The sequence below is a fragment of the Celeribacter halophilus genome (genome assembly GCF_900114135.1).
In the GTDB taxonomy this organism is placed as follows: domain Bacteria; phylum Pseudomonadota; class Alphaproteobacteria; order Rhodobacterales; family Rhodobacteraceae; genus Celeribacter; species Celeribacter halophilus.
This window is the reverse complement of sequence record NZ_FORY01000013.1, coordinates 19,634-32,939: the sequence shown is the minus strand read 5'-3', so window position 1 is coordinate 32,939 and position 13,306 is coordinate 19,634. Positions and strand designations below refer to the sequence as shown.

The 13,306-nt window shown below is 59.5% G+C and carries 19 protein-coding genes; 11 read left to right on the top strand and 8 right to left on the bottom strand.

Features of this window, described 5'->3' with window-relative positions; all coding sequences use genetic code 11:
- Positions 1 to 67: 67 nt before the first annotated feature.
- The gene (locus BM152_RS13465) at positions 68 to 886 is read right to left on the bottom strand and encodes a glycosyltransferase family protein (protein ID WP_066608689.1); all 819 of its coding nucleotides are present in this window, start codon (positions 884 to 886) and stop codon (positions 68 to 70) included.
- Between the two features lie 354 nt (positions 887 to 1,240).
- Here BM152_RS13465 and ffh point away from each other — a divergent pair, with 354 nt between their 5' ends.
- From ffh to BM152_RS13415, 10 genes are all read left to right on the top strand, one after another.
- Positions 1,241 to 2,743, top strand: coding sequence for a signal recognition particle protein (gene ffh, locus BM152_RS13460; protein ID WP_066608687.1), 1,503 nt, complete (start codon positions 1,241 to 1,243; stop codon positions 2,741 to 2,743).
- 2 nt (positions 2,744 to 2,745) lie between these two features.
- Positions 2,746 to 3,294, top strand: a complete 549-nt coding sequence (locus BM152_RS13455) for a GNAT family N-acetyltransferase (protein ID WP_066608682.1) — start codon at positions 2,746 to 2,748, stop codon at positions 3,292 to 3,294.
- An 88-nt stretch (positions 3,295 to 3,382) separates the two neighbouring features.
- Complete coding sequence (locus tag BM152_RS13450; protein WP_066608679.1) at positions 3,383 to 3,682, top strand: chorismate mutase; 300 nt, start codon at positions 3,383 to 3,385, stop codon at positions 3,680 to 3,682.
- Positions 3,683 to 3,730: 48 nt separating this feature from the next.
- Positions 3,731 to 4,117 carry a 30S ribosomal protein S16 gene (rpsP, locus tag BM152_RS13445; protein ID WP_066608676.1) on the top strand — a complete coding sequence of 129 codons (387 nt, stop codon included), beginning with the start codon at positions 3,731 to 3,733 and terminating at the stop codon, positions 4,115 to 4,117.
- A gap of 197 nt (positions 4,118 to 4,314) precedes the next feature.
- Positions 4,315 to 4,962: a 5,6-dimethylbenzimidazole synthase gene (bluB, locus tag BM152_RS13440; RefSeq protein WP_066608673.1), complete on the top strand. Its 648-nt coding sequence runs from the start codon at positions 4,315 to 4,317 to the stop codon at positions 4,960 to 4,962.
- A 78-nt stretch (positions 4,963 to 5,040) separates the two neighbouring features.
- Positions 5,041 to 5,550, top strand: a complete 510-nt coding sequence (gene rimM / locus BM152_RS13435) for a ribosome maturation factor RimM (protein WP_066608670.1) — start codon at positions 5,041 to 5,043, stop codon at positions 5,548 to 5,550.
- Between the two features lie 5 nt (positions 5,551 to 5,555).
- Positions 5,556 to 6,380 carry a tRNA (guanosine(37)-N1)-methyltransferase TrmD gene (gene trmD, locus BM152_RS13430; protein WP_066608668.1) on the top strand — a complete coding sequence of 275 codons (825 nt, stop codon included), beginning with the start codon at positions 5,556 to 5,558 and terminating at the stop codon, positions 6,378 to 6,380.
- Positions 6,381 to 6,647: 267 nt separating this feature from the next.
- Positions 6,648 to 7,022 carry a 50S ribosomal protein L19 gene (gene rplS, locus BM152_RS13425; RefSeq protein WP_066608665.1) on the top strand — a complete coding sequence of 125 codons (375 nt, stop codon included), beginning with the start codon at positions 6,648 to 6,650 and terminating at the stop codon, positions 7,020 to 7,022.
- A gap of 11 nt (positions 7,023 to 7,033) precedes the next feature.
- A complete protein-coding gene (gene rpmE, locus BM152_RS13420) occupies positions 7,034 to 7,255 on the top strand; it encodes a 50S ribosomal protein L31 (protein WP_066608661.1) in 222 nt (73 codons plus the stop codon).
- A 314-nt stretch (positions 7,256 to 7,569) separates the two neighbouring features.
- Positions 7,570 to 8,382 (top strand): division plane positioning ATPase MipZ, encoded by an 813-nt coding sequence (locus tag BM152_RS13415; RefSeq protein ID WP_066608659.1) that lies wholly within the window; start codon positions 7,570 to 7,572, stop codon positions 8,380 to 8,382.
- Between the two features lie 89 nt (positions 8,383 to 8,471).
- Here BM152_RS13415 and BM152_RS19295 read toward each other — a convergent pair whose 3' ends face one another.
- The 5 genes from BM152_RS19295 to BM152_RS13395 all read right to left on the bottom strand — a co-directional run bounded on the left by BM152_RS19295 (position 8,472) and on the right by BM152_RS13395 (position 11,120).
- Positions 8,472 to 8,624 (bottom strand): hypothetical protein, encoded by a 153-nt coding sequence (locus BM152_RS19295; RefSeq protein WP_156444385.1) that lies wholly within the window; start codon positions 8,622 to 8,624, stop codon positions 8,472 to 8,474.
- A gap of 55 nt (positions 8,625 to 8,679) precedes the next feature.
- Positions 8,680 to 8,952 carry a hypothetical protein gene (locus BM152_RS13410; RefSeq protein WP_066608657.1) on the bottom strand — a complete coding sequence of 91 codons (273 nt, stop codon included), beginning with the start codon at positions 8,950 to 8,952 and terminating at the stop codon, positions 8,680 to 8,682.
- 114 nt (positions 8,953 to 9,066) lie between these two features.
- Positions 9,067 to 10,023, bottom strand: coding sequence for a glycosyl transferase family protein (locus BM152_RS13405; protein WP_066608653.1), 957 nt, complete (start codon positions 10,021 to 10,023; stop codon positions 9,067 to 9,069).
- Between the two features lie 15 nt (positions 10,024 to 10,038).
- Complete coding sequence (locus tag BM152_RS13400) at positions 10,039 to 10,248, bottom strand: hypothetical protein (protein ID WP_066608650.1); 210 nt, start codon at positions 10,246 to 10,248, stop codon at positions 10,039 to 10,041.
- A 374-nt stretch (positions 10,249 to 10,622) separates the two neighbouring features.
- Positions 10,623 to 11,120, bottom strand: coding sequence for a DUF2478 domain-containing protein (locus tag BM152_RS13395; RefSeq protein ID WP_066608647.1), 498 nt, complete (start codon positions 11,118 to 11,120; stop codon positions 10,623 to 10,625).
- Between the two features lie 80 nt (positions 11,121 to 11,200).
- Here BM152_RS13395 and mobA point away from each other — a divergent pair, with 80 nt between their 5' ends.
- A complete protein-coding gene (gene mobA / locus BM152_RS13390) occupies positions 11,201 to 11,824 on the top strand; it encodes a molybdenum cofactor guanylyltransferase MobA (RefSeq protein WP_066608645.1) in 624 nt (207 codons plus the stop codon).
- On the opposite strand, the gene BM152_RS13385 is transcribed toward mobA, so the two are convergent.
- Complete coding sequence (locus BM152_RS13385) at positions 11,811 to 12,068, bottom strand: sulfurtransferase TusA family protein (RefSeq protein ID WP_066608643.1); 258 nt, start codon at positions 12,066 to 12,068, stop codon at positions 11,811 to 11,813. The two genes, mobA and BM152_RS13385, sit on opposite strands and share 14 nt — an antisense overlap.
- Positions 12,069 to 12,143: 75 nt before the next feature.
- On the bottom strand, positions 12,144 to 13,058 hold the full coding sequence (locus tag BM152_RS13380) for an isopenicillin N synthase family dioxygenase (RefSeq protein WP_066608640.1): 915 nt from the start codon (positions 13,056 to 13,058) through the stop codon (positions 12,144 to 12,146).
- Positions 13,059 to 13,306: the final 248 nt, after the last annotated feature.

Sequence of the window (13,306 nt, the reverse complement as noted above, 5' to 3'; positions counted from 1 at the left end):
TGGCGACCTCATGTGCGCAAAAGAACAATTTGCGCGGATCATCCTGCTGTCTGTTGGAAATTGCAAGCTATTTTGCGCGTTGCGGGTTTCTTAATTCCGCCCACTGCTCCGCCGCCTCCGGCAAATCGCCGCGCCACTCCGCTTTCAACGCCGCACGTTCCACCTCCAGCAAAGCCTCAAGTGTCGCAATCCGCGCCCCGCGCCCGCGCATGTGGTCCTGAAACCGGTGCGAATGCACAATGGTCGGCACCGCATCCAGAGGCTCCCACGCATCAAGCACCGTCACACGGCGCAGGTTGAACTCCGGCGGCAATACATAATAACGCAGATCACTCTCCCAGAGCATGTCTTTGAGGATGATCTGATCGCGCAACACAGTGTCATCGGCAAAAAACCTCTCGGCCCACTCCCTGAGAAACGCCAGCATCACAGGGCTGCGCCGGTAGAGAAAGACGCCGGAGTTGTGCTGCGGAAAGGCATAGGGCGTCACATGGTCCCGCCCCTGCCGGATCAGCGACCAGTCACGGCGCACATCATGACAGAGCGCACAGTCGAACCGGTCGAGAATGCCAAAGAGATCCCCCAGAGGCGCCACAAAGATCGTATCGCTGTCGACATATAACGTGCGCTCGAAACGCGACTGCGGCATGGCGCGCAGCTTTTCGCGCTCGTGCATGTCGTATCGCGCCGTGACCCGATCAAAGAGACCGGCCGGCAGGTTCTCCGGCAGGTCTGTCACCAGATCAATCGCGATCTCCGGCTCGTGTTCGCGCAAGGACCGCGCCGACTGGATCGCCAGATCGACATAGTCCGCCCCACTCGCAACACAAAGCACGCCACAGGTCACATGGCCCTGCTCCGACGCGGTGTTCTGTAAGTCTTGCATCTATCGTATATCCTCCCGAGCGGGCCTTGCCACAAGTCTAGCGCGCGGGACCGGACATTCCAGAGCGATTGCTGCGGCCCCACCCATGCGCTGCCCGTGCGCTTTGACTTGACTCACCGCAGTCACGCGCGTAGAGAGCGGATCAAATTTCCCGGAAGTGTGCATCTTCCGGTCCTCAGGCTAAATGCCAGGATCGCCCCCCGTCAGCGTTATACGCCCACGGGGGCCAAGGTGCATTGAACGGGGTTCACATTCGCCGCTTCGTCCCCAGATGGAGCATATCGTCAACGGCCCCTGCCCGCCGGACACCCTTTGAACGGGTCATTCCACAGGGCGCAAACAGGAGAACGGCCCATGTTTGAAAATCTGTCTGATCGCCTTTCCGGCGTCTTCGACAAGCTCACCAAACAAGGTGCCCTGTCTGAAGACGATGTGAAAACCGCGCTGCGCGAAGTCCGCGTCGCCCTGCTGGAAGCGGACGTGTCGCTGCCCGTCGCGCGCGACTTCGTCAAAGCCGTCACAGAAAAAGCCACCGGACAGGCCGTCACCAAATCCGTCACACCGGGTCAGCAGGTCGTCAAGATCGTGCATGACGAGTTGGTGCATGTGCTGCAAGGTGACGAAACCGACATCGGCACGCTCAAGGTGGATAACCCGCCCGCACCGATTCTCATGGTCGGTCTGCAAGGTGGCGGTAAAACCACCACCACGGCGAAACTCGCCAAGCGCCTAAAAGAAAAGCACGGCAAGCGTGTGCTCATGGCCTCGCTCGACGTTTACCGTCCGGCGGCTATGGACCAGCTCAAGGTGCTGGGCGAACAGATCGGCGTCGACACCCTGCCCATCGTGCCGGGTCAAAGCCCCGCAGATATCGCCAAACGCGCCAAGCAACAGGCCTCTATGGCGGGCTATGATGTCTATATGCTCGACACGGCGGGCCGCCTGTCCATCGACGACACGCTTATGGCCGAGGTCGAGGAAGTCAAAGCGATCACCTCCCCGCGTGAGACGCTGCTGGTGGTCGATGGCCTGACCGGTCAGGATGCTGTGCATACGGCAGAGAATTTCGACGGGCGCATCGGCATTTCCGGCGTTGTGCTGACCCGTATGGACGGGGACGGTCGCGGCGGTGCGGCGCTCTCCATGCGTGCGGTCACCGGCAAGCCGATCAAATTCGTCGGTCTGGGCGAAAAGATGGACGCGCTCGAAGAGTTCCATCCCGACCGCGTTGCGGGCCGCATCCTTGGCATGGGCGACATTGTCGCGCTCGTGGAAAAAGCGCAGGACACCATCGAGGCTGAACAGGCCGAAAAGATGGCGCGGCGCTTTGCCAAAGGTCGCTTCAACATGAACGACATGAAGATGCAGCTTGAGCAGATGCAGAAGATGGGCGGCATGGAAAGCATCATGGGCATGATGCCGGGCATGAAAAAAGCCGCCGCCCAGATCAAGCAAAGCGGATTCGACGACAGCGTGTTCAAACGCCAGATCGCGCTCATCAACTCGATGACCAAGAAAGAGCGTGCCAATCCGCAGATTCTGCAAGCCTCGCGCAAGAAGCGGATCGCCAAAGGTGCTGGCCTTGAGGTTTCCGAATTGAACCAGCTCATCAAAATGCACCGCCAGATGTCGGATGCCATGAAGAAGATGAGCAAGATGAAGGGCGGCATGTTCAAACAGGCGCTCAAAGGCATGATGGGCAAAGGCGGCCCGCAAGGGCTTGAGGACATGGACCCGTCCAAGATGGCCGAAGCGACCAAAGCTCTGGGCGGCGCGATGCCCAAGGGCATGGGTGGCCTGCCGGGTCTGGGTGGCGCTTTGCCGCCGGGCCTCTCGGGCTTCGGGAAAAAGAAATAAACATGACCCTCGCCCCCACCATAGAAACCCAGCGCCTGAGATTGCGCGCGCACAGGATCGACGATTTCGATGCCTACGCCGATGTCTTCTCCTCGGATCGCGCCAGCTACATGGGACAGTTGCAGCGTCGTCAGGCGTGGTTCAGCTTTTGCTCCGATGTGGCGCAATGGCAGCTGTTCGGTCATGGCGCTTGGGCGGTGGAACGGCTTGAGGACGGAAAGTTCATCGGGCAGGTCGCTCTGTTGAAGCCTGACCATTTCCCCGAGTTGGAACTGGGCTGGATGCTCACCTCCGAGGCCGAAGGGCACGGCTTTGCCGCAGAGGCCGCGATGGCCGCCCGTGATTATGCCTATGTCGAGATGGGGCGCGACACGCTTGTGTCCTATATCGATCCGAAGAACACGCGCTCCATCGCTCTGGCCGAACGGCTCGGCGCCGTGCGCGACGACACCGCCGCGCGCCCTGATGGCGAGAGCCTTGCGCAAACCGTTGTCTACCGTCACCCCACCATCGACGTCCTGCAAGACGGTGGTATGGAGGCCTACGCATGACCCGTATGTTCCGCCCCACATGCCCGACAGAAGTCCGACGCTTGTCCGACGCGATGCCGACAGGATGTTTTGCAGGGAGAACGCTGCAATGAACGAGACCCAGAAACGCGCCGCAGAAGTGCTCAAAGAGCATCGCGAGAGCATCGACCGGCTCGACGCGATCCTCGTCTATACGCTTGGCGAGCGGTTCAAACACACGCAGGCCGTGGGGAAACTCAAGGCCGAACACAACCTTCCGCCGTCCGATCCGGCGCGTGAGGCAAAACAGATTGCCCGTCTCGAAGACCTCGCAAAACGCGCGGACCTCGATCCGGAATTCGCAAAAGAGTTCCTGAAATTCATCATTCAGGAAGTCATCCACCATCACGAAAAACACCAAGATTGCTAAGGACTTACAAGACCTTGGCTCAATAGTCAGACTTAGGAGAAACACATCATGGCTATGAAAATTCGTCTCGCCCGCGGCGGTTCCAAAAAGCGCCCGTTCTACAGCATCGTGGCTTCCGATTCGCGCATGCCGCGTGACGGTCGCTTCATCGAGAAGCTGGGCACCTACAACCCGCTTCTGCCGAAAGACAGCGAAGATCGCGTGAAAATGGATCTGGAGCGCGTGCAATACTGGCTCGGCCAAGGCGCACAGCCGACCGACCGCGTGTCCCGTATGCTCGAAGCTGCTGGTGTTCTTGAGAAAAAAGAACGCAACAACCCGAAAAAAGCCGTCCCGGGCAAAAAAGCTCAGGACCGCGCTGAAGAGAAAGCTGCAAAAGCCGCTGCCGCCGCTGAAGCTGCTGCTGCACCGGCTGAAGAAGCCGCAGAAGAGTAAGTCTTCAAAGGGAAATCCCTTGCGAGCTTCGTGCTTTTTCAGGCGCAGGTGTCCAACACCTGCGCCTTTTCCCTTTGCTCTACAAATATGGGCAAAAACAGGGCTTTCCGCTGGACAGCGCGATTGCACATAATCAGACTTGATCCCGACAGAGCCATTATGGCGCTTCATCTCTGAGCCAACACTGGAAAACAGACATGACAAAACTCGCTGCATTCGGGCAGTTTTCGACCGCTTTTCGTAATGATTTTACCGAACTTATGCGCTGGCGTCGTGATGTGCGGAAGTTCCAGCCTATCGCCGTGAACCCGCTGGCGCTGGAGCGCTGCCTCAAGGCCTTCACCCTCGCGCCCTCCGTGAGCCTGACCCAGCCCTGGCGTCTCGTCGCGGTCAAAAGCGAGGCGGCCCGCGCCGCTGTGGTCGGGAATTTCAAGACATTCAACATCTCCGCCCTGTCCGGTCAGGACGGTGAAGCGGCCCAGAGCTTCGCCGCGCAAAAGCTCAAAGGACTTGAGGACGCGCCGGTGCAATATGCCGTCCTGAGCGACCCTGCCGCCTCGCAGGACCATCCTTTGGACCTCTCGTCCATACCGCAAGTGCTCGAATACTCGGTGGCCACCGCAATCATGCAATTCTGGCTCGCCCTGCGCGCCGAAGGAATCGGCATGGGTTGGGTCTCGCGTCTCGATCAGGCGCAGTTGAAGGCCGATCTCGACCTGCCCTCCTCTTGGGCGTTGGTCGGCTATCTGTGCGTCGGCTATCCCGACCATGACGCGAGCGAGCCGGAGTTGCAAACCCAAGGCTATGAGACACGCGACGCGACCCTCGATATTCTGGACCGCTAAACACCGGCAAACACGCCAGAGCTTCAAACTTCCTCCGAAACGATCTAAGATTTTTCGGCAACAAACAGAGAGCAAAGCATGACTGACACGCGGATCATCGTCGGTGCCATCGCGGGGGCTTATGGCGTCCATGGCGAAGTGCGGATCAAAAGCTTTTGCGCCGAGCCGGAGGCCATTGCCGACTATGCGCCCCTGACCTCCGAAGACGGGACGAGAACCTTCGACCTGACCCTCACCCGCGCGATCAAGAACGGGTTCGCCGGACAGATCAAGGGAATCGAGAACAAGGAGGAGGCCGACGCGCTCAAAGGCGTGACGCTTTTCGCCGAACGTGACACCCTGCCCTCCCTGCCCGACGACGAGTATTACCACGCCGACCTGATCGGGCTGACCGTGCTCGACACGGGCGGCACGGAACTGGGACAGGTGCGCAACGTCCTCAATCACGGCGCAGGCGATTTGCTGGAGGTGCATGGGCCGAACCTCAAGGCCTCTGTCCTTCTGCCCTTCACAATGGCCAATGTGCCCACCGTTGATCTCGCTTCGGGCCGCATCATCGCGGACCCGCCCGAAGGGCTGTTCGAGTGAGTGACATGACGGACAGCGCCCCGAAATCCCATGGCCGTCTCGCCGTGCGTCCGACGCTCAAGCCCAGCGAGTTGATGACCAACACCCCCGATCTCGCGGGGGTCTGGAAAGCCAAGGTTATCACCCTCTTTCCCGAAGCCTTCCCCGGCGTTCTGGGCGAAAGCCTGACGGGCAAGGCGCTTCAGGACGGCAAATGGCAGTTGGAGAAAATCCGGCTGCGCGAATTTGGCGAAGGCAAGCACCGCAATGTCGACGACACGCCCGCCGGCGGCGGCGCAGGCATGGTGATCCGCCCCGATGTGATGGGCAATGCCATCGACTTTGCCATGAACGGCGCTCCGCAAGACCGCGCCCAATGGCCTCTGGTCTACCTCAGCCCGCGCGGCAAACGCTTTGATCAGGCGACCGCGAAACGCTGGTCCAAGGCCCGCGGAATCACGATGATCTGTGGCCGGTTTGAGGGCGTGGATGACCGCGTTCTCTTTCACTACGGGATCGAAGAGGTCTCTCTGGGCGATTTCGTCCTCACAGGTGGCGAGATTGCCGCGCAAGCCATGATCGACGCCACCGTGCGCCTCCTGCCCGGTGTCTTGGGAAATGCCGAAAGCATCGAAGAAGAAAGCCACGCCAACGGCCTGCTGGAACATCCGCAATTCACCCGCCCCGCCGAATGGCGCGGCCTGCCGATTCCGGAGGTTCTGATGTCCGGCCATCATGGCAAGATTGCCGAATGGCGTCAAAAAATGGCGGAGAAGATCACCCAAGAGCGCAGACCGGACATGTGGGACGCCTATCAGGCCGCCCAAAAGACGCAGAAAGCCAAGAAGTAAAGGCCGATCCCTCTTGATTGAAACCGGCGCGCAGCTTATACACCGCGCGTCTGGCATCGGGATTCGACGCACAGACCTTTTTGCTATTCGCCGGACGGCTTCTTCTCCGTCCAACAGGGCCAAGGCAGAATGTTCAAAGCAAAGACGACCTGAACCCTCCGGCGGGCGCACCCAAACGGGATCAATGCGGACCCGATCGAAGACGCGGAGCTCTGGGGCAGTTGAAACCTTCGTGGACAAAACCACGAGCAAATTGGAGTTTAAGCGATGGATCTTATCGCCCAGCTTGAAGCCGAGCAAATCGAAGCTCTCGGCAAGACTATCCCGGATTTCAAAGCCGGTGACACCATTCGCGTCGGTTACAAAGTGACCGAAGGCACGCGCACCCGTGTGCAGAATTACGAAGGTGTCTGCATCTCCCGTAAGAACGGCAAAGGCATTGCCGGTTCCTTCACGGTTCGCAAGATTTCTTTTGGTGAAGGTGTGGAACGTGTGTTCCCGCTCTACTCCACCAACATTGACTCGATTGAGGTTGTGCGTCGCGGTAAAGTCCGTCGTTCCAAGCTCTATTACCTGCGTTCGCGTCGCGGAAAATCCGCACGTATCGCGGAAGTCACCAACTACAAGCCGCTCGAAGCCTGAGGATCGCACCGATGAAAAACGATATCCATCCCGATTACCACTTCATCGACGTCAAAATGACCGATGGCACGATCGTCAAAATGCGCTCCACTTGGGGTGCAGAAGGCGACACGCTGGCGCTCGACATCGATCCGTCCGCTCACCCGGCATGGACCGGTGGCAACTCCCGCCTCATGGATGCTGGCGGTCGTGTGTCCAAGTTCAAAAACAAATACGCTGGCCTCGGCTTCTAAGCCCGGCTTACAGTGCATGTTTGAAAAGGCCCGTAGCAATGCGGGCCTTTTTCTTTGCCTGCCGCCGAACATTCCGCCCCGAAAGCCTCCGTCCCTACGCGCCATTCGCGGCAGGTCTGCCACACAGGACGATTGCGAAACCCGCGCTTCATCAAGAGGTTATACGGGATTTCCCGAAAATTTCCCCCTCGGGCATTTCGTGAAACACTTTCATGGCGCGAACCCTCTTGCACAGGGACTGCGATCAACGGCATACAGAAACAAACGGTTTACAAACGCGCAGATAAGCGCGGCAAGAAACGGGAAGTCGGGACGTGGCGCATATTATCATTGTCGGGAACGAAAAAGGCGGAGCGGGGAAATCCACCGTCTCCATGCATGTGGCAACGGCGCTGTCGCGCCTCGGGCATCGGGTTGGTGCGCTGGATCTGGACCTGCGCCAAAAGACCTTTGCGCGCTATCTGGAAAACCGCCTGAGCTATTGCCTGCGCGAAGGGATCGAGCTGGCCACGCCGGAATATCGTGACCTGCCGCAGGTCGAAGCCTCCGATCTGTCCGAGGGCGAGAATATCTATGACCGCCGCCTGTCGATGGCTGTGGCCGGTCTGGAAGACAGCTGTGACTTCATCCTGATCGACTGCCCCGGTTCGCACACCCGCCTGTCGCAGGTAGCCCACACGCTTGCGGACACGCTGATCACACCGATGAACGACAGTTTCATCGACTTCGACCTTCTGGCCCGCGTTGATCCGGATACGAATAAAATTCTCGGCCCGTCGGTCTATTCCGAAATGGTCTGGAACGCACGGCAGCTGCGGGCGCAGGCCGGATTGAAGCCGATTGACTGGGTTGTGCTGCGCAACCGTCTTGGCGCACAGGCGATGCACAACAAGAAAAAAATCGGGGCCGCTTTGCAAGAGCTGTCCAAGCGCATCGGCTTTCGCGTGGCTCCGGGCTTTTCCGAGCGCGTGATCTTCCGCGAACTTTTCCCGCGCGGGCTGACGCTTCTTGATCTGAAAGATGTCGGCGTCAAATCCGCGTTGAATATTTCCAACGTGGCCGCACGTCAGGAAGTACGCGAATTGCTGAAAGAATTGAATTTGCCGGGTGTCGAGGTCGACATCTAAAGGATGCCGAACTTCAAAGCCTGTCACAATAGACTTTAAGGCGTCACGGGACGCCTTGAAGCATCGCCTGCCCTAATCGATCCGGCGCCCTAGTCGATCCGAACCACCGTGATCGCCTCTGCGGTTAAACGCTGTGCCGCCAGTTCACTTTGAGAGCTACGGCGAAACCTCTCCGGTTTCGCCAGAATAAAGCCTAGAGTGAGACCGGCACATAGAACTGCGCTGAAAACCATTTTGAACATAAAGTGACTCTCGCACAAAAATCTTAAAAAAGACTTGCCGGCTCACCTCCGTCAATCAGGCCAACTGGTCAATGCGGCGCAGGAAGGCATCGCCTTTTTGCCGCGCCACGACATGACGTTCGCCCGGAACGGCCCTCACCGTCTCGGCATATTCCGAGACCCGCACATTATTTGCATCGCCCTTCTCACGGCTGCGCTGCCACAACAAGGCGGCCACGGCGAAGATCATGAGGCCGAAACCAATGGCCAGAAGCGTCACATTATCCGCCGCAGTCAGGCCGGTCGTCCAGTCCTGATAGAGCGCTTGTCCTTTTGCCAAGATATCCAATCTCCGGCCTCCTTCTTCTTGCGGGATCTGGGATCAGTCTCCTACCGCAAAGTGGCGAGAATCGGGCCAAGTCATGACAAAGCAGGTCGGATTTCGTGGTAAAATGGAGATCGTTCACAAGATATGGCGTGTCTGCCAAAGCTCCGCCGCACGCGCTTCGGCGTTTTCAACGCCCAAGGTGTCCAATGCCAACGCTGCCGTCGCCCGCACAATGGCCTCGGCAAAGGGATCATCCAGATCACCCCGCCAAAGCGCGGAAAGCCGCGTCACATCGGTTTCGCCATCACTGAGCTTGCGCGTGTCCTCAAGGCTCGGCGGTAAAAGCCTCTCCCACGGCTTTCCGTCTCTCAGGCCGAACACCTGTATGTCTTTCGTGGGATTGCGCTCGAACTCGCCGCCACCGCCCTTGATGACAGACATGGCTTTCAGCCCCAGAAGATGCGAAGCATCGGCCTGCAACTCGCGATAGGGCGGATGGAACACACCTTGGACCGAAGCCCCCGCCCCACCGGGGTTGAGCATCCGCGCCACGGTGTTGAGACAGGACCGCAGTCCGAAATCCGCGCGCAGTTGCAACAGGCGCAAAAGAGCGGGCGAGAACCCTTCCAGAGGCAGGTAGGCAATATTGTCCCGCGCCAGAACCTCCGCCGCCTCATCCGGCCCCGCGCAACGGGTGATACCGGCATCCGACAGGCCCTCGCGCACCAGATGCCCGCTCTGCCCCAAACCGTTCCAGCCATGCAGCAAGACCTTGTGCCCCCCTCGCGCCACCAGACGCGCGGACAACAAAAACCACGGTAGGCCACGGGTCCGACCGGCGGCGTAGGACGGCCAATCAAGATCAGGGGTCGGCACAGCGGTCAGCACATCGCGAAACGCGGCGGTGAACCCCGCCAGTTCCTCAGGCACTTCGCCCTTCATCCGCATAAGCATGAGCATCGCACCAATGCTCTCAGGGGCCGCTTCCCCGCGCAGCACACGCGCCATAGCCTCATGGGCCTCGTCTTGTGTCAAAGACCGCGAGCGCCCCGGCCCGCGGCCAAGGATACGGACAAATTCTGCAATGCTCATCGGGTGTCACGCCCCTCACTCTGCGGCCTGTTTTGCGTCAACATGCGAGATCAGCGCCGCGGTTTCCGAACAACAAGAGCCATAATTCCTCCCCGCCTGCAAGGTCACGAGCACCGGAGCCATGTCGAAGGGAAACAAATACGAAAAAAGCCGCCGATAGACCGCCTGGGAGGAGAAGAGCGGTGTATCGAGCGGCTTTGCTCTGTGCCCCGACCAGCGGGACATATTCAGAACTCCCGAACTTCGGGAATGTGTTCCGTATCGCGGCATCACTGCCTTGCGATAACCTATATGTCGCGTGAATTGCTGCGCTGGGAAAGGTGTTCCCCGTGTTCACTCAAGAAAATATGCTGAATATACACGCAGTAGCTTAAAACTTATGCACAACATCGCAAAAAGGTCAAAAACGCGCCCGTCGAAAAACCGGCTGCGCTGCAAACTCAATCGCGCGCGCCCCGTCGCTTTGGAAATGACAAAATATCGGCATCTCCCGCAGCACGCGCAATGCCGTCGGAGAAGAAAACGATTCCCCGAGACTGCTTGAAAGACCGCTTCAACTGCGCCTGTTTTTGAGCCTCACCGCCCAACTTGCAGGCAGATCACAGATTACTGTCAAACCATCGGATCAGCGCGTCAACCTCCGGTGCCAGCGCCTGTGCAAACTCTCCTGCGAAAGCCTCGAAACCCGCGATATTCTTGGCATTGACGCCCACGATGACCGGAACACCCTGCGACAGGGCCTCTCCGATCAGACTGCGAAACCCGCGGCCTTCGACCTCCTGCTTGCCGAATTTGTTGATGACGACCAGATCGGCTCCCGCCTCCAGCCCCTGTTCTGTATGAAGCACCGCTTGCTCCAGCCCTGCCGGATCAAGGCGACAGCCTTTCGACAAGGCCCCGAGGCTTTGCGAAATCGGCACCAGTTGTCCCGTCGGCAAAAGCTTCAGATCCATGCGACATTTGGGAAGATCGGGCTGGTCGGTGTTGATCTGGACCGCACCGGTCACACGGTATCCTTGGGCCAGCAACCGCTCGGAAAACGCCGTGAGCAAGGTGTCCGTTTCGCCCCGCCCCTCTGTCATAACATATGCAAGCATCGCATTGCCCCTTGATTTGGCTGCGTCCAGCCATACAAAATGGAACCACCAAGGGAAAGCTCATAGAGGGAGCAGACAATATGGCACAGGTTCCCGGAGCAATACCCGGCGTCATTCTCGCCGGCGGTCAGGCGGAGCGCCTCGGCGGGATCGACAAAGGTCTCATGGAATTGGGCGGCACGCGCCTGATCGAGCGGATCATCCACCGGCTCGCCCCGCAATGCGCCACACTGGCCATCAGCGCCAATGGCGACCCGAAACGCTACTCCGAATTCGGCTACCCGATCCTGCCCGATGGCCGCGCCGAGGCTCAAGGGCCGCTGGCCGGAGTGCTGGCGGGGCTCGACTGGGCCGCGATGAAGGGCTTCAGCGCCATTGTGACCGTGGCGACCGACACGCCGTTTTTCCCCGCCGATCTGGTCACGCGACTACACGCCGTTTCCCAGCCCGAAGGCTTTGGCATGGCCGTCACAGAAGAGGCCAAAGAAACCCATTGGCACCCGACCTTCGGGCTTTGGCCTGTGTCTTTGCGTGATGATTTGCGGATCGCGCTTCAACGGCACCAGCGCCGTATGCGGCAATTTGCCGAGGGCAAGGGCGTGGTCCCTGTGGTCTTTGCGGCAGATGGGGCCAATGATCCGTTCTTCAACATCAACACGCCCGAAGAACTAACTCAAGCCGAGTCCCTGCTCAGCCGCGTTTGATCAGATAGGCTTGTGTTTCGCCATCGTCTTGCATCGACAGGTAGTGATGCCCCGCCTCCTGACAGAAATGCGGCACGTCGATCACAGCGGCGGGGTCTGACGCCAGAAGACGCAAAACCTGTCCTGTCTCCATCGCCAAAAGGCGTTTGCGCGCCTTGAGCACCGGCAGGGGACAGATCAGCCCCACGGCGTCCAGCTCGTCATCCCAGTGGGTCGTGTCAGAATGTTCTGTCGTTGCGCTCATATGATGAGGCTTAAGGCAGGCCCGCGTCCCCTGTCCAGAGGCAAGGTTTTCCGCGCGGGCCTTTCCTGCAGTGTTTCAGGCATATGTGTCATCAAGCCGCGCCCGCAGGTAGTCCGCCGCCCGCACCGGCGGGTATTGCTGGCCCACCATGCTCGGCAGAGGCGCGATCACGCTGTCGGGGTTAGGGTCGAGGTAGAATGCCGCCAATGTGCGCGGTTCGGCGGGCGGCAAGAGCCGGTGCGGCGCAGCGCGGTAGAGACCGTTGGTCCAGCGCATGAGCACCTCCCCGACCATCACCATCACTGTGTCTGGCTCCTCCAGAATATCCTGCCACTCCCCCGAACGGGTGCGAAACTGTATCCCGCCCACGCCATCGGTCAGCACGATGGTCAAAGCGCCGTAGTCGAATTGCGGCACTTCCGACAGGGGCTGATCGGGCGCGGCGGGGTCACTCGGTGTATGTGACAGGCGTAGAGTTGCCATCGGCTCGGAGAAATGTGGCTGGAAGAACCCTTGCGGCATGTCGAGGTCACGCTCCACCGCCCGCATGAGACCGCGCCCGAGGCCCAGCATTTCCTTATAGTAATCTCGCATCACATCGCGGAACAACTCGTCTTCAGGCCAGAGGTTCGGCGCACGGAAAGGCTCTCCGGCCAGAACACGCGGATCGTCGGGGCGCAGATCAAGGCCAATGCTGAAGCTCTCTTTGCGCAGGGGAACACCACCCTGACCGCCTGCGCGCTCGACACCCGGCCCGGCCCAGCCGCGATTGCAATTCGAATGGCGAATGTCCAGCGGAGCCTTCTCCGCCTCGGGCAACGCGAAAAAGGCATTGGCCTCACCCAGCACATCCCGAAGCAGCCCGCGAGGAATGCCATGGTCCGACAAAAGGCAGACACCTTCCTGACGAAAAGCCGACCCGAGTTCTGCGGCAAATCCGTCGGGGTTCTTACCGGATATATGGTCTCTGTAATTCAATATCTGTATCATATGTGGTCTTTCAAATGCAGTGTCTGCGCCCTCCTCCTGTCCGCTGATCCGCAGACCAATCAGCCGGTCCCACCACGATACACTCCAGCCATTTCCACCACCCCACAACCTATAGGTGAGCCGCCGGAAATCGGGGCCGTGCTGAAACCCCGTGCAGTTTCAGAGCCGTATGATCAGTTTCGATGCGGAAGCATTTTGCCCCAAAGCGCTTTCACAACCGCGCCCGGTCGCTTGCCCGCATCAGCTCT

What these genes read in the sequence shown, in the direction of transcription:
- BM152_RS13465 (WP_066608689.1), bottom strand. Translation starts at nt 886, where the DNA reads ATGCAAGACTTACAGAACACCGCGTCGGAGCAGGGCCATGTGACCTGT.
- bluB (WP_066608673.1), top strand. Translation starts at nt 4,315, where the DNA reads ATGACAAAACTCGCTGCATTCGGGCAGTTTTCGACCGCTTTTCGTAAT.
- rpsP (WP_066608676.1), top strand. Translation starts at nt 3,731, where the DNA reads ATGGCTATGAAAATTCGTCTCGCCCGCGGCGGTTCCAAAAAGCGCCCG.
- rimM (WP_066608670.1), top strand. Translation starts at nt 5,041, where the DNA reads ATGACTGACACGCGGATCATCGTCGGTGCCATCGCGGGGGCTTATGGC.
- BM152_RS19295 (WP_156444385.1), bottom strand. Translation starts at nt 8,624, where the DNA reads ATGTTCAAAATGGTTTTCAGCGCAGTTCTATGTGCCGGTCTCACTCTA.
- BM152_RS13450 (WP_066608679.1), top strand. Translation starts at nt 3,383, where the DNA reads ATGAACGAGACCCAGAAACGCGCCGCAGAAGTGCTCAAAGAGCATCGC.
- BM152_RS13380 (WP_066608640.1), bottom strand. Translation starts at nt 13,058, where the DNA reads ATGATACAGATATTGAATTACAGAGACCATATATCCGGTAAGAACCCC.
- ffh (WP_066608687.1), top strand. Translation starts at nt 1,241, where the DNA reads ATGTTTGAAAATCTGTCTGATCGCCTTTCCGGCGTCTTCGACAAGCTC.
- rplS (WP_066608665.1), top strand. Translation starts at nt 6,648, where the DNA reads ATGGATCTTATCGCCCAGCTTGAAGCCGAGCAAATCGAAGCTCTCGGC.
- BM152_RS13385 (WP_066608643.1), bottom strand. Translation starts at nt 12,068, where the DNA reads ATGAGCGCAACGACAGAACATTCTGACACGACCCACTGGGATGACGAG.
- BM152_RS13405 (WP_066608653.1), bottom strand. Translation starts at nt 10,023, where the DNA reads ATGAGCATTGCAGAATTTGTCCGTATCCTTGGCCGCGGGCCGGGGCGC.
- BM152_RS13395 (WP_066608647.1), bottom strand. Translation starts at nt 11,120, where the DNA reads ATGCTTGCATATGTTATGACAGAGGGGCGGGGCGAAACGGACACCTTG.
- rpmE (WP_066608661.1), top strand. Translation starts at nt 7,034, where the DNA reads ATGAAAAACGATATCCATCCCGATTACCACTTCATCGACGTCAAAATG.
- BM152_RS13400 (WP_066608650.1), bottom strand. Translation starts at nt 10,248, where the DNA reads ATGTCCCGCTGGTCGGGGCACAGAGCAAAGCCGCTCGATACACCGCTC.
- trmD (WP_066608668.1), top strand. Translation starts at nt 5,556, where the DNA reads ATGACGGACAGCGCCCCGAAATCCCATGGCCGTCTCGCCGTGCGTCCG.
- BM152_RS13455 (WP_066608682.1), top strand. Translation starts at nt 2,746, where the DNA reads ATGACCCTCGCCCCCACCATAGAAACCCAGCGCCTGAGATTGCGCGCG.
- mobA (WP_066608645.1), top strand. Translation starts at nt 11,201, where the DNA reads ATGGCACAGGTTCCCGGAGCAATACCCGGCGTCATTCTCGCCGGCGGT.